Annotated in this window: 21 protein-coding genes; 16 read left to right on the top strand and 5 right to left on the bottom strand. The window is 73.8% G+C overall.

Annotation, left to right across the window (positions count from 1 at the left end; translation table 11 throughout):
* Positions 1–79: 79 nt before the first annotated feature.
* The 3 genes from NX794_RS23880 to tsaD all read right to left on the bottom strand — a co-directional run bounded on the left by NX794_RS23880 (position 80) and on the right by tsaD (position 2,995).
* On the bottom strand, positions 80–1,288 hold the full coding sequence (locus tag NX794_RS23880) for an exo-beta-N-acetylmuramidase NamZ family protein (protein WP_258780871.1): 1,209 nt from the start codon (positions 1,286–1,288) through the stop codon (positions 80–82).
* Positions 1,289–1,388: 100 nt separating this feature from the next.
* Positions 1,389–1,964: a GNAT family N-acetyltransferase gene (locus tag NX794_RS23875; protein ID WP_258780870.1), complete on the bottom strand. Its 576-nt coding sequence runs from the start codon at positions 1,962–1,964 to the stop codon at positions 1,389–1,391.
* The gene (gene tsaD / locus NX794_RS23870) at positions 1,961–2,995 is read right to left on the bottom strand and encodes a tRNA (adenosine(37)-N6)-threonylcarbamoyltransferase complex transferase subunit TsaD (RefSeq protein WP_258780868.1); all 1,035 of its coding nucleotides are present in this window, start codon (positions 2,993–2,995) and stop codon (positions 1,961–1,963) included. The genes NX794_RS23875 and tsaD overlap by 4 nt, the downstream gene beginning before the upstream one ends.
* Before the next feature lie 330 nt (positions 2,996–3,325).
* On the opposite strand from tsaD, the gene NX794_RS23865 reads away from it, so the two are divergent.
* From NX794_RS23865 to NX794_RS23830, 8 genes are all read left to right on the top strand, one after another.
* Positions 3,326–4,381 carry a FecCD family ABC transporter permease gene (locus NX794_RS23865; protein WP_258780867.1) on the top strand — a complete coding sequence of 352 codons (1,056 nt, stop codon included), beginning with the start codon at positions 3,326–3,328 and terminating at the stop codon, positions 4,379–4,381.
* Between the two features lie 3 nt (positions 4,382–4,384).
* Entirely contained in the window at positions 4,385–5,143 is a 759-nt protein-coding gene (locus NX794_RS23860; RefSeq protein ID WP_258780866.1) for an ABC transporter ATP-binding protein, read from the top strand.
* A gap of 41 nt (positions 5,144–5,184) precedes the next feature.
* Positions 5,185–6,219: an ABC transporter substrate-binding protein gene (locus tag NX794_RS23855; protein WP_258780865.1), complete on the top strand. Its 1,035-nt coding sequence runs from the start codon at positions 5,185–5,187 to the stop codon at positions 6,217–6,219.
* Between the two features lie 85 nt (positions 6,220–6,304).
* Positions 6,305–6,952 carry a superoxide dismutase gene (locus NX794_RS23850; RefSeq protein WP_258780863.1) on the top strand — a complete coding sequence of 216 codons (648 nt, stop codon included), beginning with the start codon at positions 6,305–6,307 and terminating at the stop codon, positions 6,950–6,952.
* A gap of 171 nt (positions 6,953–7,123) precedes the next feature.
* Entirely contained in the window at positions 7,124–7,564 is a 441-nt protein-coding gene (locus NX794_RS23845; protein ID WP_258780862.1) for a pyridoxamine 5'-phosphate oxidase family protein, read from the top strand.
* A gap of 174 nt (positions 7,565–7,738) precedes the next feature.
* Positions 7,739–10,123 (top strand): phosphoketolase family protein, encoded by a 2,385-nt coding sequence (locus NX794_RS23840; RefSeq protein ID WP_258780860.1) that lies wholly within the window; start codon positions 7,739–7,741, stop codon positions 10,121–10,123.
* On the top strand, positions 10,063–10,677 hold the full coding sequence (locus NX794_RS23835; RefSeq protein WP_428985948.1) for a hypothetical protein: 615 nt from the start codon (positions 10,063–10,065) through the stop codon (positions 10,675–10,677). Before NX794_RS23840 ends, NX794_RS23835 begins: the two co-directional genes overlap by 61 nt.
* A gap of 160 nt (positions 10,678–10,837) precedes the next feature.
* Positions 10,838–11,527, top strand: a complete 690-nt coding sequence (locus tag NX794_RS23830) for a response regulator (RefSeq protein ID WP_258780858.1) — start codon at positions 10,838–10,840, stop codon at positions 11,525–11,527.
* A 105-nt stretch (positions 11,528–11,632) separates the two neighbouring features.
* Here NX794_RS23830 and NX794_RS23825 read toward each other — a convergent pair whose 3' ends face one another.
* Entirely contained in the window at positions 11,633–12,043 is a 411-nt protein-coding gene (locus NX794_RS23825; protein ID WP_258780857.1) for a pyridoxamine 5'-phosphate oxidase family protein, read from the bottom strand.
* Between the two features lie 223 nt (positions 12,044–12,266).
* On the opposite strand from NX794_RS23825, the gene NX794_RS23820 reads away from it, so the two are divergent.
* The 5 genes from NX794_RS23820 to NX794_RS23800 all read left to right on the top strand — a co-directional run bounded on the left by NX794_RS23820 (position 12,267) and on the right by NX794_RS23800 (position 18,788).
* Positions 12,267–13,715 (top strand): APC family permease, encoded by a 1,449-nt coding sequence (locus tag NX794_RS23820; protein ID WP_258780856.1) that lies wholly within the window; start codon positions 12,267–12,269, stop codon positions 13,713–13,715.
* 34 nt (positions 13,716–13,749) lie between these two features.
* Positions 13,750–14,964 carry an arginine deiminase gene (locus NX794_RS23815; RefSeq protein WP_258780855.1) on the top strand — a complete coding sequence of 405 codons (1,215 nt, stop codon included), beginning with the start codon at positions 13,750–13,752 and terminating at the stop codon, positions 14,962–14,964.
* 35 nt (positions 14,965–14,999) lie between these two features.
* Positions 15,000–16,001, top strand: coding sequence for an ornithine carbamoyltransferase (gene argF / locus NX794_RS23810; RefSeq protein ID WP_258780854.1), 1,002 nt, complete (start codon positions 15,000–15,002; stop codon positions 15,999–16,001).
* Positions 16,002–16,006: 5 nt separating this feature from the next.
* A complete protein-coding gene (locus NX794_RS23805) occupies positions 16,007–16,921 on the top strand; it encodes a carbamate kinase (protein ID WP_258780852.1) in 915 nt (304 codons plus the stop codon).
* A gap of 136 nt (positions 16,922–17,057) precedes the next feature.
* Entirely contained in the window at positions 17,058–18,788 is a 1,731-nt protein-coding gene (locus NX794_RS23800; protein WP_258780851.1) for a GAF domain-containing sensor histidine kinase, read from the top strand.
* Between the two features lie 18 nt (positions 18,789–18,806).
* On the opposite strand, the gene NX794_RS23795 is transcribed toward NX794_RS23800, so the two are convergent.
* The gene (locus tag NX794_RS23795) at positions 18,807–20,759 is read right to left on the bottom strand and encodes a PAS domain S-box protein (RefSeq protein WP_258780850.1); all 1,953 of its coding nucleotides are present in this window, start codon (positions 20,757–20,759) and stop codon (positions 18,807–18,809) included.
* Positions 20,760–21,065: 306 nt separating this feature from the next.
* Between NX794_RS23795 and NX794_RS23790 the strand changes: the two genes are divergently transcribed.
* From NX794_RS23790 to NX794_RS23780, 3 genes are read left to right on the top strand one after another with little or no spacing between them, the layout of a single operon-like run.
* Positions 21,066–21,971: a universal stress protein gene (locus NX794_RS23790; RefSeq protein WP_258780849.1), complete on the top strand. Its 906-nt coding sequence runs from the start codon at positions 21,066–21,068 to the stop codon at positions 21,969–21,971.
* Between the two features lie 49 nt (positions 21,972–22,020).
* A complete protein-coding gene (locus tag NX794_RS23785; RefSeq protein ID WP_258780848.1) occupies positions 22,021–23,061 on the top strand; it encodes a zinc-dependent alcohol dehydrogenase in 1,041 nt (346 codons plus the stop codon).
* Entirely contained in the window at positions 23,058–23,906 is an 849-nt protein-coding gene (locus NX794_RS23780; protein WP_258780847.1) for a universal stress protein, read from the top strand. Before NX794_RS23785 ends, NX794_RS23780 begins: the two co-directional genes overlap by 4 nt.
* Positions 23,907–23,975 lie beyond the last annotated feature (69 nt).

Raw genomic sequence — 23,975 nt, 5'->3', positions numbered from 1 at the left:
TCCGTGCGCGGGCCGTGCGGCGAGCTGGGTGCCGGGCCGTACGGGTGGCCGGGTGGCCGCTACGGCCCGCCGGTCCGGATCAGGCGTAGAGCAGGGTGTCGTCGCCGGCCCAGCGGGCGGGCGGTGCCGGGGGAGCGCACAGCGGCAGCGGGTCCTCGCCCGCGTCGACCGTGCGCCGCAGCCGGTCGGAGCCCCACAGCAGGTCGACGACGTACCGGCCGTCCGTCCCGGCCGGGGCCGACCAGGCGAAGTCGTCCGGGTGGAGGCGCCGCAGCGTGGCGAGCATCGCGACGGCGGTACGCACGGGGGCGAAGGCGGCGTGGTCGGTGACGTGCACCTGGACTCCGCGCAGCGGGCGTCCGGCGTGCCGGTGGAAGGTCGGTACGAAGCGCAGATCACGGAAGCGCACTCCCGGCAGGGCGAGTTCGGCCAGCGCGGGTGCGAACCGCGCGTCGAGGTAGGGCGCCCCGACGATCTCGAAGGGCTGGGTGGTGCCGCGCCCCTCCGAGAGGTTCGTGCCCTCGAACAGGCAGGTGCCGGGATAGACGGCGGCGGTGGCGGGCGTCGGCATGTTCGGCGAGGGCGCCACCCACGGCAGGCCGGTGGCCCCGGCGTCCAGGGCGCGCCGCCAGCCGGCCATCCCGATCACCGTCAAGTCGGCCGCGCGGCCCGCCTGTTCGGGTACCGCCGAGGCGTTGAGCCACCGGGCGAGTTCGCCGCAGGTCAGACCGTGCCGGACGGGGACCGGGGCGCGCCCCACGAAGCTCGCCCACGCCGGATCGAGCGGCGGGCCCTCGGCGACCAGGCCGCCGAGCGGGTTGGGCCGGTCGGCGACCACGAACCGGACACCCGTACGGGCCGCCGAGACCAGCAGGTCGAACATGGTCCACACGTAGGTGTAGAAGCGGGCGCCGATGTCCTGGAGGTCGTACACCAGGGCGTCCACGCCGCTGTCGATCAGCAGCTTGTCGAGCCGGTCGCCCTCGCGGCCGTAGGTGTCGTACACGGGCAGCCCGGTGCCGGGGTCCTGACCGGCGGGCTCGCTCTCGCCCGCCTGCCCGGTGCCGTGCAGCCCGTGCTCGGGACCGAACAGCGCGGTCAGCCGGACGCCGGCCGCGAGCAGCGCGGGCGCGGCCGGGCGCAGGTCGGGCAGGACGCCGGTGTGGTTGGTGACCAGGCCGAGGCGGCCGGGTCCGGCGAGGGCGGGGGAGCGGTGCAGGCGTGCGACGCCGGGTGTCACCGGGGCTCGGCCGTCCGTGGTCACCGCGTCTCGGCCGTCCGCGCTCATCCGCTGCCCCGTCCGCCGGTGACCTCTCCGCATGGTGCAGGAATGTACAGCTTTGCCCGGTCCTGCGGTGGTCATTGAGGGGTGGTGTGCGCCGGTGGTGTCACAGCGGCCCGGTGACCAGGGAGCGGGAGGGGTGGCGAGGGCCCAGGAAGACAGCGGTGCCCTGGCCGTCGGGGGAGGGGTGGGTGGCCTGGATCCAGCCCTGGCGTCGGTAGAAGGAGAGGGCCCGGGGCGCCCGTACCGAGGTCAGCAGCCAGCAGCGGCCGGCCGGGGCGTCCGCCGTGACCGCCGTCAGGAGGCGGGCCGCGAGACCGGTGCCTCGCGCGCCGGCGCGGACCGCCAGTTCCTCGACCTCACGGGCGCCGACCAGCCACGCCGCGGTGCGCTCGGCACCGAGCCCGGCCTCGGCCTGCGGATAGCAGCGGTCGGCGGGGAAGGGCGAGGGGGTCGTCCGGGCCGTGGCGAAGCCGAGCACCTCTCCGTCCCGCACGGCGACGGCCGCCCGGAAGCCGGGGCACCGTACCGAGGCGGGCAGCCGGCCGGCGAACTCCTCGGCGCGGGCCGGGTCCTCGTCCCAGGGTGGCGCGCAGAAGGCCTCGGCGTACACCGCGCGCAGGGCGTCCGCGTGGGCCTCCAGCCCGGCGCCCCCGACGACGTGGACCTCGGGCGCGGTCACGCGGCCGGGTGCAGCGCCGCGTACTCCAGCGGCGCCGACGGGTCCACCGACACGCCAAGCGGCGCCGGTTCGGCCCCGGCCCGCACCAGCAGGTCGCCGACGGCGGCGATCATCGCGCCGTTGTCCGTGCACAGCCCGAGCGGCGGTACCCGCAGGGTGACGTCCGCCGCCCGGCAGCGCTCCTCGGCGAGCGACCGCACCCGGGAGTTGGCGGCGACCCCGCCGACCACGACCAGCGTGCCGACGCCGTACTCGGCGCACGCGGCCACCGCCTTGCGGGTCAGCACGTCGGCCACCGCCTCCTGCAGCGAGGCCGCGCCGTCCGCCACCGGCAGCTCGCGCCCGGCGTGGCCCTCGGCCCAGCGCGCGGCGGCCGTCTTCAGCCCCGAGAAGGAGAAGTCGTACGAGCCCGGCAGCGGACGCGGGAAGGGGACAGCGCGCGGATCCCCCGCGCGCGCTGTCCGGTCGATGGCCGGACCGCCGGGGTACGGCAGCCCGAAGACCCGCGCCACCTTGTCGAAGCACTCCCCGGCGGCGTCGTCGAGGGTGTCGCCGAGGTGGACGATCGGCTCGCGGGCCAGGTCCCGCACGAGCAGCAGAGAGGTGTGGCCGCCGGAGACGATCAGCACCACGCACGGGTCGGGCAACGGCCCGTGCGCGAGGGTGTCGGCGGCGACATGACCGGCGAGGTGGTGGACGCCGTACAGCGGGACGCCCAGCGCGTACGCCAGCCCCTTGGCCCCGGCCAGGCCGACTTGGAGCGCGCCGGACAGGCCCGGACCGGTGGTGACGGCGACCGCGCCGACGTCGGTGAGGGCGAGGCCGGCCTCGCCCAGCGCCTGGCGAATGACCGGGCGCAGGGCGTGCAGGTGGGAACGGGAGGCGATCTCCGGTACGACACCGCCGTAGCGGGCGTGCTCGGCCATGCTCGACGCCACCGCGTGCCCGAGCAGCCGCCCGTCCCGGACGAGCCCGGCGCCGGTCTCGTCACAGGACGACTCGATGCCCAGCACGATCGGCGAGCCGCCCATACCCCTCCACCTCTTCCTGCATCCCATACGCTGTTGCGCATAGTGTGCAATAAGTAGGCCCGCTGTGGGAAACCGGGCCGGTGCGGCGTTTGTTAGGCTCCCCTCGCCTCCCGCGGGGGAAGTCCGGTGAGAGTCCGGCGCTGACCCGCAACGGTGTGCGCGGCGACCCCTGACGGTCCGTCGTCGCGTGAGCCCGATCGCCCGTGGGGAGCCTTGCGACCCGTTGACTGCTCGCCGTGGACTGCGAGAGGGGACCGCGCGGCCGGTACGGCCGTCCGGGCCGGCTCCCGCGTGCCGTCCGGCGGGCCCGTGTGAAGGACGGCCCTCCTCGTGCGCCGAACGACGGCCCCTGGCCGGATACCCGTGCTGCCGCTCAGCCTGGCCCTCGCGCTGGTGCTCGTACTGTCCCTGGTGTGCGGGGCCGGACTCGGCGCCGCCGGGGTCGGCTGGACCGAGACGGCGCGCTTCCTGTGGGCCGGTCTCAGCGGCGGGACCGTGCACGCGGCGGACGCCGCCTCCTACACCATCGTCTGGGAGATCCGGCTGCCCCGGGTGCTGCTCGGCGCCGTCGTCGGGGCGGGCCTCGCGGCCGTCGGCGTGGCGGTGCAGGCGATGGTCCGCAACGCCCTCGCCGACCCCTTCGTCCTCGGCATCTCCTCGGGCGCGGCCGTGGGCGCCAACGCGGTGATCCTGCTGGGGGCGTTCGCGGGGCTCGGGGTGTGGGCGCTGTCCGTCTCCGCGTTCGCCTCGGCGCTCGTGGCCATGGCCCTCGTCTACGCCGTGGCCCGCTCGCCGCGCGGACTGACCCCGCTGCGGCTGATCCTCACCGGCACCGCGCTGGCGTACGGCTTCGAGGCCGTCACCACCGTCATGGTGTTCGGTGCCGCCCGGGGCGAGGCGGCCAGGTCGGCCCTGATGTGGCTGCTGGGCAGCCTGGGCGGGGCCACCTGGGCGCAGGTGCCGCTCGCCGCGGTGACCGTCGCGGCCGGCTGGGCGTGGCTGCGGTGGCGGGCCGAACCGCTCAACGCGCTCGCCATGGGCGACGAGACCTCGGCCGCGCTCGGCGTCCGGCCCGGGCGGCTGCGGCGGGAGTTGTTCCTCGTCACCGCCGCCGTCACCGGCACCGTCGTCGCGGTCAGCGGGGCCATCGGGTTCGTCGGGCTGATGGTGCCGCACGTGGTGCGGATGCTGGTCGGCGCCGACCACCGCCGGGTGCTCGCCGTCGCCCCGCTCGCCGGGGCCGTGCTGCTGGTGTGGGCGGACGTGCTGTCCCGGCTGCTGCTGGCTCCGGCCGAACTGCCGGTCGGCGTGATCACCGCCGTCCTCGGGGTCCCCGCCTTCCTGCTGCTGATGCGGCGCGGCGGCTACGCGTTCGGAGGGCGCTGAGAGATGCGAGTCGACATCGACGACGTGACCGTCGAGATCGCCGGGACCCGGCTGGTGGACGAGGTCCGGCTCAGCGCCTGCGAAGGGAAGTTCGTCGGCCTGGTCGGCCCCAACGGCAGCGGCAAGTCGACCCTGCTGCGCACCGTGTACCGGGCGCTGCGGCCAGCCGCCGGGGCGGTACGGCTGGACGGCGCCGACCTGCACGCCATGGATGCGCGGGCCGCCGCCCGGGTGCTGGCCGCGCTGCCGCAGGAGTCGTCGGCGGAGTTCGACTTCACCGTGGCCGAGGTGGTCGCCATGGGCCGGCTGCCGCACACCGGCCGTACGGCCGTGTCCGACCGGCGGATCTGCGCCGAGGCGATGGCCCGCACCGAGGTCGGGCACCTGGCCGGGCGGGGGTTCCTCGGACTGTCCGGCGGGGAGAAGCAGCGGGTCCTGATCGCCCGCGCGCTCGCCCAGCAGCCACGGGTGCTCGTCCTGGACGAGCCCACCAACCACCTCGACATCGCGCACCAGTTGGATGTGCTGTCCCTGGTGCGCGACAGCGGCCTGACCGTGCTGGCCGCGCTGCACGACCTCAACCTGGCCGCCGCGCACTGCGATGTGCTGTACGTCATCGACGGCGGCCGGATCGTGGCGTCCGGCCCCCCGCACGACGTCCTCCAACCCGCCCTGCTGGCCCGGGTGTTCGGCGTCCGCGCGCATCCCGTACGGCACCCAGAGACCGGCGCCCTCCAACTCCTGTTCGACCTGCTCCCCTGACCACACACCCGAAGACACTCGCAAAGGACCCAAGGACACCCATGCGCAAGGCCCTCATCGCCGCCCTCTGCCTCCTCACGACCGCGACAGCGACCGCCACCGGCTGCGGCGCCAAGGTCGAGTCGTCCCCGGACGCGAAGTCCTCGGGCGCGAAGTCCCCGGCGGTCACCCTCACCAACTGCGGCCGCGAGGTGACGTACGACAAGGTCCCCGAGCGGGTCGTCACCAACGACGTCGGCATCACCGAGCTGATGTTCGCCCTCGGCCTGGAGGACCGCATGGCCGGTTTCGCGATGCCCGACGACAAGGGCGACCTGGACGCGGTGCCCTGGAAGGACGGCTACGACAAGGTCAAGTGGCTCTCCAAGGACCAGCTCACCAAGGAGAACGTCCTCGACGCCCACGCCGACCTCGTCTTCGCCGGCTGGAACTACGGCTTCCGCGAGGACGGCGGCTTCACCCCCGACGCGCTCAAGAAGCTCGGCATCCCGTCGTACGTCCTCACCGAGTCCTGCCGCAACGGCCGCTCCGGGTCCGCGCGGGGCATCATGCCGCCGCTGGAGGCGCTGTACACCGATCTCACCAACCTGGGGCGGCTGTTCGGCGTCGAGAAGCGCGCGGCGAAGCTGGTCGCCGACTTCAAGAAGCGGATCGCGGACGTCCGCGCCAAGGCCCCCGAGGGGGACGCCCGCCCCTCCGTCTTCCTCTACGACAGCGGCCAGGACACCCCCTTCACCTCCGGCCGCTACGCCGCGCCCGAACAGATCATCGCCGAGTCCGGCGGGGTCAACGTCATGCACGACATGGCCGACTCCTGGACCACGGTCGGCTGGGAGACCGTCGTCGAACGGAACCCGGACGTCATCGTCGTCTGCGACTACGGCGACGTCAGCGCCGAGCAGAAGAAGAAGTTCCTCCTCTCCTACGCCCCGCTGCGCAACGTCTCCGCCGTCAAGCACCGGCGCGTCATCGCCCTCGACTACGCCGACCTGGTCGAGAGCCCCCGCAACCCGGCGGCGATCGCCCGCCTCGGCGCCTATCTGCGCACGGTGTCCGGCGACACGGCGAAGTCCTAGGTCCAAGGCCTGATCGCACATCAGCTGTTCCTACTGTTAGCGTGCAGTTGCATACCATTGGCAATAACGTCGGAGGACGTTGGACATGGCGCTTTACACGCTCCCGGAGCTTCCGTACGACTACTCGGCGCTCGCCCCGGTCATCAGCCCGGAGATCATCGAGCTGCACCACGACAAGCACCACGCGGCCTATGTGAAGGGCGCGAACGACACGCTGGAGCAGCTGGCCGAGGCGCGGGACAAGGAGACGTGGGGCTCGATCAACGGCCTGGAGAAGAACCTGGCCTTCCACCTGTCCGGGCACATCCTGCACTCGATCTACTGGCAGAACATGACCGGCCCGAAGGACGGCGGCGGCGAGCCCCTGGCCGCCGACGGCGTCGGTGACCTGGCCGACGCGATCACCGAGTCCTTCGGCACCTTCGCCGGCTTCAAGGCCCAGCTCACCAAGGCCGCCGCCACCACGCAGGGCTCCGGCTGGGGCGTCCTCGCCTACGAGCCGCTCAGCGGCCGCCTGATCGTCGAGCAGGTCTACGACCACCAGGGCAACGTCGGCCAGGGCGCCACCCCCATCCTGGTCTTCGACGCCTGGGAGCACGCCTTCTACCTCCAGTACAAGAACCAGAAGGTCGACTTCATCGACGCCATGTGGGCCGTCGTCAACTGGCAGGACGTCGCCAAGCGCTACGCCACCGCGAAGGAGCGCGGCGACAGCCTGCTGCTGCGCCCCTGACGCGCCTCATCCCCCGGAGGACCCCCGTGCCCGCAGTGGCCGCGGGGGTCCTCCGGGTGCCCGGCCGGGACTGGTCTCCGGCCGGGGAGGGACCGGTGGTCCCTCCCCGGGACGGCGGGCGGTGCCGACGATGGGCAGATGGCGGTTTCCAGGGTGAAAGGCGGGCCGGCCATGTATCCCAACGACGGTTTTCGCGAGCTGGGCCGGGACGAGTGTCTGCGGCTGCTGGTCTCTGTGCCGGTCGGGCGCATCGTGCACACGCGGCAGGCGCTGCCCGCGGTGCTGCCGGTGAACTTCTGCCTGGACGGCGACGGCTCGGTGCTGCTGCGCGCCTCGGCGGCCTCCGAGCTGGCCCGGGCGGTGGACGGGGCGGTGGTCGCCTTCGAGGTGGACGAGGTGGACGCCGTCCGGAACGCCGGGTGGAGCGTCGTCGTCACCGGGCGGGCCGCCGTCGTCACCGAGCCGGCCGAGCGGGCCCGGCTGGCCCGGATCGCCCCGCGCTCCTGGGCGCCGTCCCCCCGGGAGGTGTTCGTGCGCATCCATCCGGAGCTGGTCACCGGGCGTGAGCTGGTCGGAGGGCGGACGCTCTACGGGGTGGACCTCGCGCCCTGAGCGGGACCCCGGTACGGACGGCTCGGCCCCGGGACGTGGCCCGAACGGCCCTGTCGGGTACGCACGGGTCCACCGGAGGGTGGAGTGCGGTGGCCGCACGGCACGCGTCACCGTGCCCCACGGCACGCCTCACCGCCACCCCCGACCGCCGTCCGAACCGGGAAGGACCCCCAATTGTCCCTCGACACGCAGCAGGCGACCACCGACCTCACGGACGAGGAACTCGCCACCCTGGACGCCCACTGGCGCGCGGCGAACTACCTCGCCGTCGGCCAGATCTACCTCATGGCCAACCCGTTGCTCACCGAGCCGCTGCGCCCCGAGCACGTCAAACCGCGGCTGCTCGGCCACTGGGGCACCTCACCCGGCCTCAACCTGGTCCACACCCACCTGAACCGGCTCGTCAAGGCCCGCGGACTGGACGCCCTGTGCATCTGGGGGCCCGGACACGGCGGGCCCGCCGTCCTCGCCAACTCCTGGCTTGAGGGGTCGTACACCGAGACCTACCCGGACGTCACCCGGGACGCGGACGGCATGGGCCGGCTGTTCAAGCAGTTCTCCTTCCCCGGCGGGGTGCCCAGCCATGTCGCCCCGGAGACGCCGGGCTCCATCCACGAGGGCGGTGAGCTGGGGTACTCGCTGTCGCACGCGTATGGCGCGGCCTTCGACAACCCCGGGCTGCTGGTCGCCTGCGTCATCGGCGACGGCGAGGCGGAGACCGGTCCGCTGGCCGCCTCCTGGCACTCCGACAAGTTCCTCGACCCGGCCCGCGACGGCGCCGTCCTGCCGATCCTGCACCTCAACGGCTACAAGATCGCCAACCCCACGGTGCTGTCCCGGCTGCCCGAGGAGGAGCTGGACGCGCTGCTGCGGGGCTACGGCCACGAGCCCCTGCACGTCACCGGCGACGACCCCGCCGCCGTACACCGCGCGATGGCCGCCGCGATGGACACCGCCGTCGACCGCATCGCCGCCTTCCAGCGCGCCGCCCGCGAGGAGGGCGCCACCGAGCGGCCCCGCTGGCCGGTCATCGTGCTGCGCACCCCCAAGGGCTGGACCGGTCCCGCCGAGGTCGACGGACTCCCGGTCGAGGGCACCTGGCGGGCCCACCAGGTCCCGCTGGCCGCCGTGCGGGACAACCCCGAGCACCTGCGTCAGCTGGAGCAGTGGCTGCGGTCGTACCGGCCCGAGGAGCTGTTCGACGCGGACGGCGCCCCGCGCCCCGAGGTGCTGGCCTGCGTCCCGGAGGGCACCCGCCGGCTCGGCGCCACCCCGCACGCCAACGGCGGCCTGCTGCTGCGCGAACTGCCGCTGCCCCCGCTGGAGCGTTACGCCGTCGCCGTCGACAAGCCCGGCGCCACCCTGCACGAACCCACCCGGGTGCTCGGCGACATGCTCCGGGACGTCATGGCGGCCACCGCCGACCGGCGCGACTTCCGGCTCGTCGGCCCCGACGAGACCGCCTCCAACCGGCTCCAGGCCGTCTACGCGGCCAGCGGCAAGGCCTGGCAGGCCAAGACCCTGCCCGTGGACGAGGACCTCGACCCGCACGGCCGGGTGATGGAGATCCTCTCCGAACACACCTGCCAGGGCTGGCTGGAGGGCTATCTGCTGACCGGCCGGCACGGACTGTTCTCCTGCTACGAGGCGTTCGTGCACATCGTCGACTCGATGGTCAACCAGCACATCAAGTGGCTGCGCGTCACCCGCCGGCTGCCCTGGCGCGCCCCCATCGCCTCCCTCAACTACCTGCTCACCTCGCACGTCTGGCGCCAGGACCATAACGGCTTCTCCCACCAGGACCCCGGCTTCGTGGACCACGTCCTCAACAAGAGCCCGGAGTGCGTGCGGGTCTACCTGCCGCCGGACGCCAACACCCTGCTGTCCGTCGCCGACCACGTGCTGCGCAGCCGCGACTACGTCAACGTCGTCGTCGCCGGCAAACAGCCCTGCTTCGACTGGCTGTCCATGGACGAGGCCCGCGTGCACTGCGCGCGCGGCGCCGGCATCTGGCCGTGGGCCGGCACCGAGGACGGCACCCGCGAACCCGACGTGGTGCTGGCCTGCGCCGGCGACGTGCCCACCCAGGAGGTGCTGGCCGCCGCCCAGCTGCTCCGCCGCCACCTGCCGGAGCTGGCGGTGCGGGTGGTGAACGTCGTCGACATCGCCCGCCTGCTGCCCGGCGACGAACACCCGCACGGCATGACCGACTTCGAGTACGACGGCCTGTTCACCGCCGACAAGCCGGTCATCTTCGCCTACCACGGCTACCCGTGGCTCATCCACCGCCTCGCCTACCGCCGCACCGGACACCAGAACCTGCACGTGCGCGGCTACAAGGAGATCGGCACCACCACCACGCCGTTCGACATGGTGGTCCGCAACGACCTGGACCGCTACCGCCTGGTCATGGACGTCATCGACCGCGTCCCCGGCCTCGCCGTGCGCGCCGCCTCCGTACGCCAGCACATGGCGGACACCCGCCAGCGCCACCAGGTCTGGATCCGCGAGCACGGCGTCGACCTGCCCGAGGTGGCCGACTGGTCCTGGGACGGCTGACGAAGCCTGCCCAACGGGCCCACGGGACAGAGCCGTTCGGTCCCGTGGGCCCGTCGGCCTCCCACCTGCGCCTGCCGCTCGGGTTCGTCTTCCTGTGGGCCTTCCCCGACAAGACCTTCGGCCTCGGCTACGCCACCGCCTCCGGCAAGGGCCGGCTCGACGGCGGCTCGCCCACCAAGGGCTTCCTCGGCTCGGTCGCCGCCGGACCCATGGAGTCGGTGTTCCACTCCTGGGCGGGCCAGGCCTGGGCCGACCGGCTGTTCATGCTCGGCCTGCTCGGCGTCGGCGCGGCGCTCCTCGCGGGTATCGGCGTACGGCTCGCCGCCGCGGCCGGCACCGTGATGATGGCGCTCATGTGGCTCGCCGAGTGGCCGCCCGCCCGGCACCTGTCGGACGGCTCGCCGAGCATGTCGTCCAACCCCTTCGCCCACTACCACCTCGTCTACGCCCTCGCCCTGGTCGCCCCAGCGGCCACCGGTGCCGGGACCACCTGGGGGCTCGGCCGGCTGTGGGCGCGGGTGCCGTGGCTGAGCCGCAACCGCCGGCTGCGGTGACGGAACGCCGGGCGGACGGGAGCGCCGGGCATCGGGGAAACAGGGCCGTTAGGCCCTGGACCTCGGTCCCGGCGGCAGGGAAGGATCTCGCTGTAGCGCTGTTGGGAGCACGTACCCGCGCGGACGTGCACCGCACCGAACTCGTCACGAGGAGCGATCGATGGCAGACCGTGAGCAGGCCGGCACCGGAACCCCGATCCGGGTGTTCCTCCTGGACGACCACGAGGTGGTCCGCCGCGGGGTGCACGACCTGCTGAACGACGAGGCGGACATCACCGTCGTCGGCGAGGCGGCCACCGTCGAACAGGCCCTGGTGCGCGTCCCGGCCCTGCGCCCCGACGTGGCGGTCCTCGACGTACGGCTGCCGGACGGCGACGGCGTGACCGTCTGCCGGGAACTGCGCTCGCGGATGCCGGAGCTGGCCTGCCTGATGCTGACCTCCTTCGACGACGAGGAGGCGCTGCTCGACTCGATCATGGCGGGCGCCGCCGGCTATGTGCTCAAGCAGATCCAGGGCTCGGACCTGGTCTCGGCGGTGCGCACGGTGGCCGCCGGACAGTCGCTGCTCGACCCCAGCGCCACCACCAAGCTGATGGCACGGCTGCGCGGCGGTCAGCAGAAGGAGGCGGAGCCGGACGTGCTGCCGGGCCTGACCGAGCGCGAGCGGGAGATCCTGGAGCTGATCGGCGAGGGCCTGACCAACCGGCAGATCGGCCAGCGGCTCTACCTGGCCGAGAAGACCGTCAAGAACCACATCTCCCGGCTGCTGGCCAAGCTCGGCGTGGAGCGCCGCATCCAGGCCGCCGTCATCGCCACCCAGGCCCGCGACCGGGCACGCGAAGGGCGCTGAGCCCCCGGGACAGCGGACAGTACGCACGGCACGGCGCCGTCGGCCCCAGTCAGTGGCCGGCGGCGCTGTCCCGTTCCCGGCGGCGTGCCCTTACCCCCCAGCCCCTCAGCCCGTCAGCTCGCGCCCCGAGACCACCTCGGTCTCGATGCGCACGAGCACCCCGTCCCGCACCGGCATCCAGGAGTCGGGGCCACCCTCGCCGTCCGGCGGCTCCGATTCGGCCGGGTCCGGTACGAGTCCGGCGCGGCCGGTGACCACCACGCTCCAGCCCGAGCGGGTCGCCGCGTCGAACTCGTCCACCTCAAAGGCGACCACGGCCCCGTCGACGGCCCGCGCCAGATCCGAGTCGCCCGAGGTGCGCAGCAGCACCGCCGAGTCCGGGCCGAGGCAGAAGTTCACCGGCAGCACCGCGGGCAGCGCCTGCCGGGTGTAGACGATCCGGCCGACCGGCACCTTGGCCAGCAGGCGCAGGCACTCCTGCCTGCCGAGGGGACGAAAGCCGCTGTTCTGGAGCATCAGGCCATCGTCCCCGCGCCGCCACGGCCGGCATAGGGCCGGTCGGCCCTTCTCAACACGCCGGGGCCGGTGCCTTGCGCGGCCGACGCGGGGGGTCCGGGACGAAGCAGGGCCCAACGTCCCTGGTCGGGGGACCTGTGGCCGCTCATCCGGACACCTCCGTGCCCGCAGGATCAGTTCCGTAACCACCGGAGCCCCACCGCGGCGTACGAGGAGCACAGCCATGTCCAGACCCACCCGGAGCGCCGGCACCCCCGCGCCACCGGCGGCGCTCGGCCTCCCGGCCGCGTCCGCCCTGGTGATCGGCAGCATCATCGGCACCGGGGTCTTCGCGCTCCCGGCGGCCCTCGCGCCGTACGGGCCGATCTCGCTGGTGGCCTTCGGCGCCGTCACGCTCGGCGCGCTCGCGCTGGCCGTCACCTTCGGCTCCCTCGCCCGGCGGGTCCCGGCCAGTGGCGGCCCCTACGTCTACGCCCGGGAGGCGTTCGGCGAGTTCGCCGGGTTCCTCAACGCGTGGTCGTACTGGATCACCGCGTGGGCCGGCAACGCCGCCATCGTGGTCGCCTGGGTCGGCTATGTGGAGGTGTTCGTCAACACCGGCCACCGCAAGGCGCTGTCGATCCTGATCGCCCTGGTGGGCCTGTGGATCCCGGCCCTGGTCAACCTCACCGGTGTGCGCAACACCGGGGCCTTCCAACTGGTCACGACCGTGCTGAAGTTCGTCCCGCTGGTCTTCATGGCTACCGTCGGCCTGTTCTTCGTCGACCCCGGCAACTTCGGCCCGTTCAACGCCAGTGGGCAGTCGGCGGCCGGCGCCGTCTCGGCCGCCGCGGCCATCGCCCTGTTCAGCTACCTCGGCCTGGAGGCCGCCTCGGTGGTCGCCGGGCGGGTCCGGGAGCCCGGCCGCAACGTGCCGCGCGCCACCGTGTACGGCACCCTCGTCTGCGCCGTGATCTACATCCTCGGCACCCTCGCGGTCTTCGGCACCGTCTCGCACAGCCGGCTCGGCTCCTCCACGGCGCCCTTCACCGACGCCGTCAACAGCATCTTCGGCGGCAGCTGGGCCGGGGACGCGGTCGCGGTCGCCGCCATCGTGTCCGGGCTCGGCGCCCTCAACGGCTGGACCATGCTGTGCGCCGAGATGCCGTACGCCGCCGCCCGCGACGGGCTCTTCCCCGGCGCCTTCGGCCGGCTGCGGGGCGCGAACGGCACGCCGGTCTTCGGGATCGTCGCCTCCACGGTGCTGGCCTCGCTGATCACCGTGTTCAGCTACACGCGCTTCGAGGACGTCTTCACCAAGATCGTGCTGCTCAGCGTGCTCACCGCCGTCATCCCCTACCTCTTCTCGGCCGCCGCCCAGCTCCGCTGGCTGCTGACCGAGGGCCGGCGGAGCCTCGCCCCCCGCCGGCTGGCCCGGGACGTGACCGTCTCGGCGCTGGCGATGGCCTTCTCGTACTGGTCGATCCAGGGCAGCGGCTACCAGACCGTCTACTACGGCCTGTTCGTGCTGCTCCTCGGCCTGCCGGTGTACGTCTGGCTCAAGCGCGGCGACGACCGGGCGGCACACCCCGCCGCACCCGCCCCGGTCGGCGTGGCCAGCGCACCCGAGGCCCCGCCCGCGCCCACGGCCCGCGACCCGCACCCGGTGCCCGCCCCGCGCCACCGCGACTGACCTCCGCTTTCTCCGCCTGCTCAAAGGAACCCTCATGAACACCTTCCACGTCGACTCCGAGGCCGGCCGGCTGCGCCAGGTGATCCTGCACCGCCCCGGACTGGAACTGTCCCGGCTGACCCCGCGCAACGTCGACGCGCTGCTCTTCGACGACATCCTGTGGGCCAAGCGGGCCCGCGAGGAGCACGACGCCTTCGCCCAGGTGCTGCGCGACCACGGCACCCGCGTGCACCACTTCGCCGACCTGCTCGCCCAGACCCTCGACCTGCCCGCCGCCCGCGACTGGCTGCTCGACCGGGTCGTCACCCCCGGCACCGTCGGCCCCGCCCTGGTCGACCCGGTGCGCGAGCTGTGCGCCGGTCTCGACGGCGAGACCCTCACCCGCTACCTCATCGGCGGCCTGCTCAAGAGCGACCTGCCGCTCGCCACCCCGCACAGCCTGGTCTGGAACGCGCTCGGCGCCGACGACTTCGCCCTCGCCCCGCTGCCCAACCACCTCTTCCCACGCGACAACTCCTGCTGGATCTACGACCGTTTGTCGGTCAACCCGATGGCCAAGCCGGCCCGCCGTCGCGAGAGCCTGCACGCCGAGGCCGTCTACCGGTTCCACCCGCTGTTCGCCGCCCAGGCCCCCGAGCCGCTCCTGGACGCGTCCGCCGGCACCCTGGAGGGCGGGGACGTGCACGTCCTCGGCAACGGGGCCGTCATGGTCGGCATGGGGGAGCGGACCACCGCGCAGGCCGTGGAGAACCTGGCCGCCCGGCTCTTCGCCGGCGGCACCGCGAACCGGCTGATCGCCGTGCGACTCCCGCCGCAGCGGGCGTACATGCACCTCGACACCGTGCTCACCATGGTCGACCGGGACGCCTTCGTCGTCTACCCGGGCCTCGCCGACTCGCTGCGCTCGTGGACCCTCATGCCCGACACCGGGCGCCCCGCCGGCTTCGCCGTCGCCCCGAACTCCGACCTCGCCACCGCGCTCGCCGAGGCGCTCGACGTGGACAAGGTCCGGATGCTCTCCGCGCCCCAGGACATCCGCAACGCGGAGCGCGAGCAGTGGGACGACGGCAGCAACTTCCTCGCCCTCGCCCCCGGCGTCGTCGTCGGCTACGAGCGCAACGTCACCACCAACACCTATCTGCGCAAGCAGGGCATCGAGATCGTCACCATCGCCGGCGGTGAACTCGGCCGCGGCCGGGGCGGCCCGCGCTGCATGAGCTGCCCGATCGAACGCGACCCGGTCGCCTGATCCCCCCCCCACAACTCCCCTTAAGGAACACCGAGATGACCATCGACCTGCGCGGCCGCTCCTACCTCGCCGAACTCGACTTCACCGCCGACGAGATCCACCACCTCCTCGACCTCTCCGCCGAGCTGAAGGCGGCCCGGCACGCCGGCACCGAGACGCCCCGGCTGACCGGCAGGCACCTCGCGCTGATCTTCGAGAAGACCTCCACCCGCACCCGCTGCGCCTTCGAGGTCGCCGCCGCCGACCAGGGCGCCCGCACCACCTACCTCGGCCCCGGCGACACCCACGTCGGCGCCAAGGAGTCCATCGCCGACACCGCCCGCGTCCTCGGCCGGATGTTCGACGCCATCGAGTACCGGGGCTCCGCCCAGACGATCGTCACCGACCTCGCCACGTACTCCGGCGTCCCGGTCTACAACGGCCTGACCGACCGCTGTCACCCCACCCAGAGTCTGTGCGACGCCCTCACCATGCGCGAGCACAGCGGCAAGCCGCTGACCGACACGGCCTACTGCTACCTCGGCGACGCCCGCAACAACATGGGCAACTCGCTGCTCTCCATGGGCGCCCTGCTCGGCATGGACGTCCGCATCGCCGCTCCGCGCGCCCTGTGGCCGGACGAGGCCCTGGTCGCCCGCTGCCGGACCCTCGCCGAGACGAGCGGGGCCCGGATCACCCTCACCGAGGAGGTCGAACTCGCCGTGAACGGCGCCGACTTCCTGCACACCGACGTCTGGGTGTCGATGGGCGAGCCCGCCGACACCTGGCGCGAACGCATCGCGCTGCTGCTGCCGTACCAGGTGAACGCCAAGACGCTGGCCGCGACCGGCAACCCCGACGTGAAGTTCATGCACTGCCTGCCGTCCCTGCACGACGACCGCACCCGGCTCGGCCGGGACCTGCTCGCCACCTACGGGCTGAGCGCCCTGGAGGTCACCGACGAGGTCTTCTCCTCGCCCGCCTCCCTCGTCTTCGACCAGGCGGAGAACCGGCTGCACACCATCAAGGCCATCCTCGTCGCCACCCTGGAGGACTGAACGCCATGCGCATCGTCATCGCCCTCGGCGGCAACGCCCTGCTGCACCGCGGGGAACGGCCCGACGCCGACGTCCAGCAGGCCAACATCGACCGGGTCACCACCGCCGTCGCCGCCCTCGCCAAGGAACACGAGATCGTCGTCACGCACGGCAACGGCCCCCAGATCGGGCTGCTGGCCATGGAGAGCGCCGCCGACCCCGCGCTCACCGCCCCCTACCCGCTCGACCTGCTCGGCGCCCAGACCCAGGGCATGATCGGCTCCCTGCTGGTGCGCTCCCTGCACGACGCCCTGCCCGGCCGGCGGATCGCCGCCCTCGTCACCCACACCGTGGTCCGCGCCGACGACCCCGCCTTCGAGCGGCCCGTGAAGTTCATCGGCCAGGTCTACCCCGCCGAGCGCGCCCGCACGCTGGCCCGCGAACGCGGCTGGCAGACGGCCCGGGACACCACCGGCTGGCGCCGCGTGGTCCCCTCGCCGCCGCCCGAGCGGATCGTGGAGACGGAGACCGTGCACGACCTGCTCGGCCTCGGCACCCTCGTGGTCTGCGCCGGCGGCGGGGGAGTCCCGGTCACCGCCGACGCCGCCACCGGCGCGCTGCACGGCGCCGAGGCCGTCGTCGACAAGGACCTCACCGCCGCCCTGCTCGCCGAGGACCTGAAGGCCGACTTCCTGCTGATCCTCACCGACGTGCCGCACGTCTACGCCGACTACGGCACCCCGCGGCAGCGGCCCCTGCTCGACGCCACCCCCGCCGAGCTGCGGCGCGGCGACTTCGCCGACGGCTCCATGGGACCCAAGGCCGAGGCGGCGGCCCGGTTCGTGGAACGCACCGGGCAACTGGCCGCGATCGGCGCGCTCGACGCCGCGTACGAGATCGTGCACGGCAGGGCGGGCACCCTGGTACGACCCGACCTGTGATCTTCGTACCACCCGCCCTGTGACCCTCGGCATGCCGCCGGTCCCCTTGATCCCGTAAGGTCCCCTTGCCCGGCCCGCTACCGTGACTGGTACGGGGCGGAGGTTCGGCAGGTGACGGGGGCTGGGAGGAACAGCGGTGGGAAGCGCCGAGGAGGCCAGGGAGGCCCGGATCAGGCTGCCCCAGCTGCGGCTGGACGAGCTGCTGGAGGAGTTGCAGGCCCGCCTGGACGCGGCCCGCGGCACCCGGGACCGGGTCCACAGCCTGCTGGAGGCGGTGCTCTCGGTCGGCCGCGAGCTGGACCTGGAACACGCGCTGCGCGGCATCGTGGAGGCCGCGGCCGTGCTGGTCGACGCCGAGTACGCGGCGCTCGGTGTCATCGGCCCCGACGGCCGGCGCCTCTCGGCGTTCATCACCGTCGGCGTCGGCCCCGAGGAGATCGCCCGCATCGGCTCCTACCCGGAGGGCCACGGCATCCTCGGCGAGCTGATCCGGCACCCCGAGCCGCTGCGCCTGACCAAGCTTTCCGAGCACAAGGCCTCGTACGGCTTCCCGGCCCACCACCCGCCGATGGACTCCTTCCTCGGCGTCCCGATCCGGGTGCGCGAGCAGGTCTTCGGCAACCTCTACCTGACCGAGAAGCGCGGCGGGCAGCAGTTCGACGAGGAGGACGAGGCCGTCCTCGCCACCCTCGCGGTCGCCGCCGGTGTCGCCATCGACAACGCCCGCCTGTACGAGGAGTCCCTGCGCCGCGAGCGCTGGCTCCAGGCCATCGCCGAGATCACCAGCAGCCTGATGTCCGGCACCGACCAGCGGGCGGTCCTCGGCCTGATGGCCGACCGGGCCCGCACCCTCACCGGGGCCGCCCTCGCCGCCGTGGCGATCCCGATGCAGGACACCGACTCGCTCGCCGTGGAGCTGGTGCAGGGCCTCGGCGCCGAGGTGCTCCAGGGGCTCGTACTGCCCGTGGCGGGCACGCTCAGCGGGGAGGCCTACGCCCGGGGCGCGCTGGTGCGCAGCGCGGACGCCGCCCACGACGACCGGTTCCCGGCCGGGCCCCAGCACTTCGCGGGCCTCGGCCCGGCCGTCGCCGTCCCCATCGGCCTCGGCGAGCAGGCGCGCGGGGTGGTCCTGCTGGCCCGGGAGGCCGGCGCGAGCGACTTCTCGGTGACGGAGACGGAGCCCCTGACGGCGTTCGCCGCGCAGGCCGCCGTCTCCATGGAACTGGCCGAGCGCCGCCGGGACGCCGAGCAGATCGCGCTGCTGGAGGACCGCGACCGGATCGCCCGTGACCTGCACGACCTCGCCATCCAGCGCTTGTTCGCGACCGGCATGACACTCCAGAGCGCGGGCCGGTTCATCGAGCACCCGGAAGCCTCCGAGCGGGTGCTGCGGGCCGTGGACGACCTGGACGAGACCATCAAGATCATCCGCTCGACCATCTTCGGGCTGCGCGCCCGCGACGAGGACGCGCCCGGACTGCGCTCGCGTGCCGTGCGGGCCGCAGGCGAGGCCGCGCCGGTCCTCGGCTTCGCGCCCAGCATGCGCATGGAGGGCCTGCTCGACACCCATGTGCCGCCCGAGGTCGCCGACCACGTGGTGGCCGTCCTCTCCGAGTCCCTCACCAACATCGCCCGGCACGCCCACGCCGGCCGTGCCGAGGTACTCCTGGAGACCGACGGCCACGAGGTCCGCCTCACGGTCGTGGACGACGGCGTCGGCATCCCGGCCGAGGGCCGCCGCAGCGGCCTGCGCAACATGGCGGAACGCGCCCGGGGCCTCGGCGGCGACCTGGAGATCAGCACCCCGCCAGGCGGCGGCACCCACCTGCTCTGGCACGCCCCGCTCCCGGACGCGCCCCGGCCCTGACGGTGCCCGGAGCACCGCTCACAGCTTCACCGTGAACCAGGTCGTCTTCCCCTCGTCCGTCGGGCGTACCCCCCAGCTGTCGGCCAGGGTGCGGACCAGGAGGAGGCCGCGGCCGGATTCCTCGTCCTCGGCGGCGGTGCGGGGCCGGGGGAGTTGGGGGCTGCGGTCGCCCACCTCGACGGTGAGGTCGGTGGCCGTACGGCACAGCCGGAGCGCGAGCGGGCCCTCGGCGTGCTGGACGGCGTTGGTGAGGGTCTCCGAGAGCAGGAGCAGGGCGTCGTCGGCCGGCGTGGCGCACTCCCACGCGGTGAGCGTCCGGCGCAGGAAGGCCCGCCCCTCCGGGACGGCGGACGGTGTCGCGGGCAGTGCCGTGGTGACGGCGGCCAGCGGCGCGGCCGGGAGCTGGGCCAGCAGCAGGGTGACGTCGTCGTTGTGGCCCTCGGCGTCGGGCAGCAGGGCGGACAGCACGTGGTCGGCCGCCGCCTCCAGGCCGGGGAAGCGCCGGAAGAACGTGTCGAGCACGGTGGCCAGGTCGTCGATCCGGGTCTCGATGTCGCAGTCGGGCGTCTCGATGAGGCCGTCGGTGTAGAGCACGAGCGTGGCACCGGGCGCCATCTCGGTACAGGACTGCTCGTAGAGGATCCCGCCCACACCGAGCGGCGCGTTGACCGGCGCCGGCAGGGACCGCACGCCCTCCCAGGGGCCGACGACCAGCGTCGGCAGATGCCCCGCCGAACACACCGTGACCGTGCCCGCGTCCGGTGCGATGACCAGGTAGCAGCAGGTCACCAGCTGGTCGGGGACGTCCAGGTCCGCCACCACGGTGTCCAGCGCCTGCATCAGCTGGCGGGGCTGCATCCCGGTCTTGGCGAGCGCGTGCGCGGCCGACCTCAACTGGCCCATCACCGCCGCCGCTTCCAGACCCCGGCCCATCACGTCGCCGATCAGCACCCCGACCCGCCCGGCACCCAGCGGTATCAGGTCGAACCAGTCACCGCCCACCCCGGCGCCCTGGGTGGCGGGCCGGTACCGGCTGGCGGTGTCCAGGCCGGGCAGCGCCGGCGGGGTGCCCATGAGGCTGCGCTGCAGGGTGAGGGCGATGTGCCGCTGCTGTTCCAGCAGGGCCGTCAGCTCGGCCTCGGCGCGCTTGCGGTCGCTGATGTCCCGGACGATCGCGCACGCCCCGACGACCGTGCCGCAGGTGTCCCGGGTCGGCCACAGCGTGACGTCGACGTCCAGCAGCGAGCCCGACCGGGTGACCCGCAGCGTCTCGAAGTGCTCGATCCGCTCCCCGTGCCGCAGCCGCTTGAGCAACACCGCGATGTCGTCGTGCAGTTCGGTCTGGGCGAGCATCGACACGTGCCGCCCGATGGCCTCCTCGGGGGTGTAGCCGTACAGCCGGGCCGCCGCCGCGTTCCAGTAGGTGATGTACCCGTCGAGCGTCTTGGCGAGGATGGCGTCCTGGGAGGACTCCACGAGCGCGGCCAGCTCGTTGATCCGGGCCTCGGCCGCCTTGCGGTCGCTGACGTCGCGCACCGCCGCCGACACCAGCAGGCCGTCCGCCGTCTCCAGCGGGCTCAGGCTGATCTCGACGGGGAACTCGGTGCCGTCCTTGCGCAGCCCGTGCAGTTCCAGCCCGGCACCCATCGGGCGCACCTGCCGGTTGTGCGTGTAGCCGTCACGGTGCCGGGTGTGGTGGGGCTGGAAGCGGTTCGGTACGAGGACCTCGACCGGGCAGCCGAGCAGTTCCTCGCGCCGGTAGCCGAACAGCGCCTCGGTCTGGGCGTTGACCAGCCGGATGGTGCCGGTGTCGTCGACGATGACCATGGCGTCCGGCGCCGCCTCCAGCAGTCCGCGGAACCGCTCCTCGGCCGCCGAGGGGGTCGCCTGTGGCAGGCGGGCGCCGCACCGGCAGTGCTCCAGGACCGCGGGGCCCGCCGGACGGGCCGGCCCCTCCACGAAAGCGTTCATCCCTACCCCGCACCGTCGCCCGCCATGCTCACCCGGCATGCCTGCGGACATCCCAGCGCATATGACGCGCCCGCGCCCTGCCTTGTCGCGTCATGGACGTCCGCTGCCCGGAAAGCGCTCGAACAATCGACGAACACGTCCACGACACGCCCCGAACCGAGCACATCCGGTCGCCCTGGGCGCCTTAGGGCCGGTCGGACCCGCGCGGCAGGACTTCAGGGCCCTGCCCCCGCCACGCGCCGCCCGAGAAGCTGGCAGTGGCCCCAAAGAAGGGGCCGGATACCGGACAAGCAGGAGGTGGACGTCATGTCCCGCACCGTCACCGTGGGCCTCGACGGATCCCCGGAGAGCCGCACCGCCGCGGACTGGGCGGCCCGCGAGGCCCGGCTGCGCGGGCTGCCGCTGAGGCTGGTGCACGTGTGGGAGCCGGTGCCGGGGCCCATGGCCCAGGCCCCGTTGCTCGGCGCCGAGACGCACCGGCACTGGACCGAGCGGATCCCGCGGGAGGCCGCCGCCGAACTGCGCACAGCCCACCCCGGCCTGGAGATCCGCACCGAGCAGCTCGACGGCGCCTCCGCCGCCGTGCTGGCCGAGGCCGCCGAGGAGTCGGAGCTGCTGGTACTGGGCTCCCGGGGGCTGAGCGGCATCGGCGGCTTCCTGGTCGGCTCGGTCGGCCTGTCGGTCGTCGCGCACGCCGGCCGGCCCGTCGTCCTGGTGCGGGCGGGGGAGCGGGCGGCCGACGAGCACGAGCCGGACACCGCGGGCACCCCGTCCGAGCGCACGCCCTTCCGGCCGGTGGTCCTCGGCGTGGACACGGCGGCACCGCACGACGCGCTGTTCGCGTTCGCCTTCGAGGAGGCTGTCCGCCGCGAGACGTCGGTACGGGCCGTGCGCGCCTGGAACATGCCGCCGTACTACGTCTACGGGTTCGCCGCCGACCCCACCCTTGACCAGGAGATCGCCGCGCAGGAGAAGGCCGCGCTGAGCGAGGTCCTCAAGCCCTGGCGGCACAAGTACCCCTCCGTCGAGGTCGTCGAGGAGTGCGAGTTCGCGAGCCCGTCGCTGCGGATGATCGAGGCCGCGCGCGACGCGTCCCTGGTGGTCGTGGGCCGCCGCCGGCGCCCGGCCGGGTACGGCACCCACGTCGGTCCGGTCACCCACGCCGTGCTGCACCACTCGGCCGCCCCCGTCGCCGTCGTCCCGCACGACTGACCGCCGACGCCGACTCGGCGCCAGCAGGCCCCGGCAAGGAGAACAGACCATGAAGGCAGCTGTCGTCCGCGCGTTCGGCGCGCCCCTCACGCTGGAGGACCGCCCCGACCCGGAACCCGGCCCCGGCGAGGTGCGGGTCCGCCTGGAGGCGTCCGGGCTGTGCCACACCGACATCCACGCCGCGCACGGCGACTGGCCCCTCAAGCCGGTCCCGCCGTTCGTGCCGGGCCACGAGGGCGTCGGTCTGGTCGAGGAACTGGGCCCCGGCGTCACCCACCTCACCGTCGGGCAACGGGTCGCCGTGCCCTGGCTCGGCTCGGCCTGCGGGCGCTGCGAGCACTGCCTGTCCGGCTGGGAGACCCTGTGCGAGCAGCAGGTCAACACCGGGTACGGCCGCGACGGCGGGTACGCCGAGAAGATGCTGGCCCGCGCCGACTTCGCGCAGCCGGTGCCGGACGGCGTGAGCCCGTTCGACGCGGCCCCGCTGACCTGCGCCGGCGTGACGACGTACAAGGCGCTCAAGGTCGCCGGCGTGCGGCCCGCGCAGCTCGTCGCCGTCTCCGGGGTCGGCGGGCTCGGGCACCTGGCCGTGCAGTACGCGAAGATCGCCGGGGCCACCGTCGCGGCGATCGACGTCACCGACGACAAGCTCGAACTGGCCCGGGAACTCGGCGCCGACCTCGTCATCGACGCCCGTACCCAGGAAGTGGCCGGCGAGCTGCGCAAGCACGGCGGCGCACATGTGGCGCTCGCCCTCGCGGTGGACCCGAGGGCGTTCCAGGCCGTCAACTCCGGCCTGCGGCGCGGCGGCAGGCTGGTCATGGTCGCGCTGCCGGCCCACGGCACCCTCCAGGTCCCGATCTTCGACACCGTACTGGGCGGCACCTCCGTGATCGGCTCCATCGTCGGCACCCGGCAGGACCTGGCGGAGGTGTTCGCCCTGCACGCGGCGGGCCGTACGAAGGTCGTGTACGAGACGCGTCCGCTCGCCGCCGTCAACGACTGCGTCGACGAGGTGCTGAGCGGCCAGGTCAAGGCCCGCATCGTCTTCGACCTCGGCCTCGACCACGGCCTCGGGACGCGGTCGTGACCGGCGTCGAGGGCGCGACCGGGTGTGAGACCGCCGGGTGCGTGACCGCCGGCGTGGGCGGCGGCCCGGGAAGCCTCGCCGCCGCCGACTGGGCGGCCCGCGAAGCCCTTTCGCGCGGTACGGTCCTGCGGCTCGTGCACGCCTGGGACCAGCCGTCGGCGGTTCTCGCGGACGCGGTGGCGGGCGTCGTACCGCCGCCGGACCGGGACCGGTCCGCCGCCCTGCTCGCGGCGGCCCGGGACACCCTGGCCCGCCGGTATCCGGGGCTCACGGTCACCACCGAGAGCCGGTGCGGGCCACTCGCCGCCGCCCTGACCGGCGCCGGCGCGGACGGCGGGCTGCTGGTGCTGGGCTCCCGGGGCTCCGGCCGGGCCACCGGACTGCTGCTCGGCTCGCTCGCCCGCGCCGCGGTGGCCCGCTCCGGCCGCCCGGTGGTGCTGGTCCGCCCCGGCGACGACGAGGACCGTACCGGCCAGGGCGACGTGGTGGTGGGGGTGGGCCCCGCCGGTCCGGACGACACGGTGCTCGGCTTCGCCTTCGACGCCGCCTCCCGCCGTACCGCCCCCCTCCGGGTCGTGCACGGCGACGACCCCGCGGGCCGCACCCGGCAACGGCTCACCGAGGCCCTGCGCGCCTGGCAGGACAAGTACCCGGACGTCCGGGTCGCCCGGCAGCCCGTGGTCGGCACGGCCGCCGCGCACCTGGTGGATGCCGCACGGGACGCCTGCCTGCTGGTCGTCGGCCGCACCGGCCGGCGCCCGGCCCTGGCGACGCACATCGGGCCGGTGACGGACGCGGTGCTCCAGCACGCCACCGCCCCGGTCGCGGTGGTCCCGCACGGGTGACGAACCGGAGACGCGACGGAGGGCGGCCCCGCCAAGGGGACCGCCCTCCAGGTCTGCCGCTTGCCTGTT

The sequence above is a fragment of the Streptomyces pyxinicus genome, from assembly GCF_024753135.1.
GTDB classification, from domain to species: domain Bacteria; phylum Actinomycetota; class Actinomycetes; order Streptomycetales; family Streptomycetaceae; genus Streptomyces; species Streptomyces pyxinicus.
The sequence above is the reverse complement of the archived record's forward strand: the minus strand, read 5'-3'. Positions and strand labels throughout refer to the sequence as shown.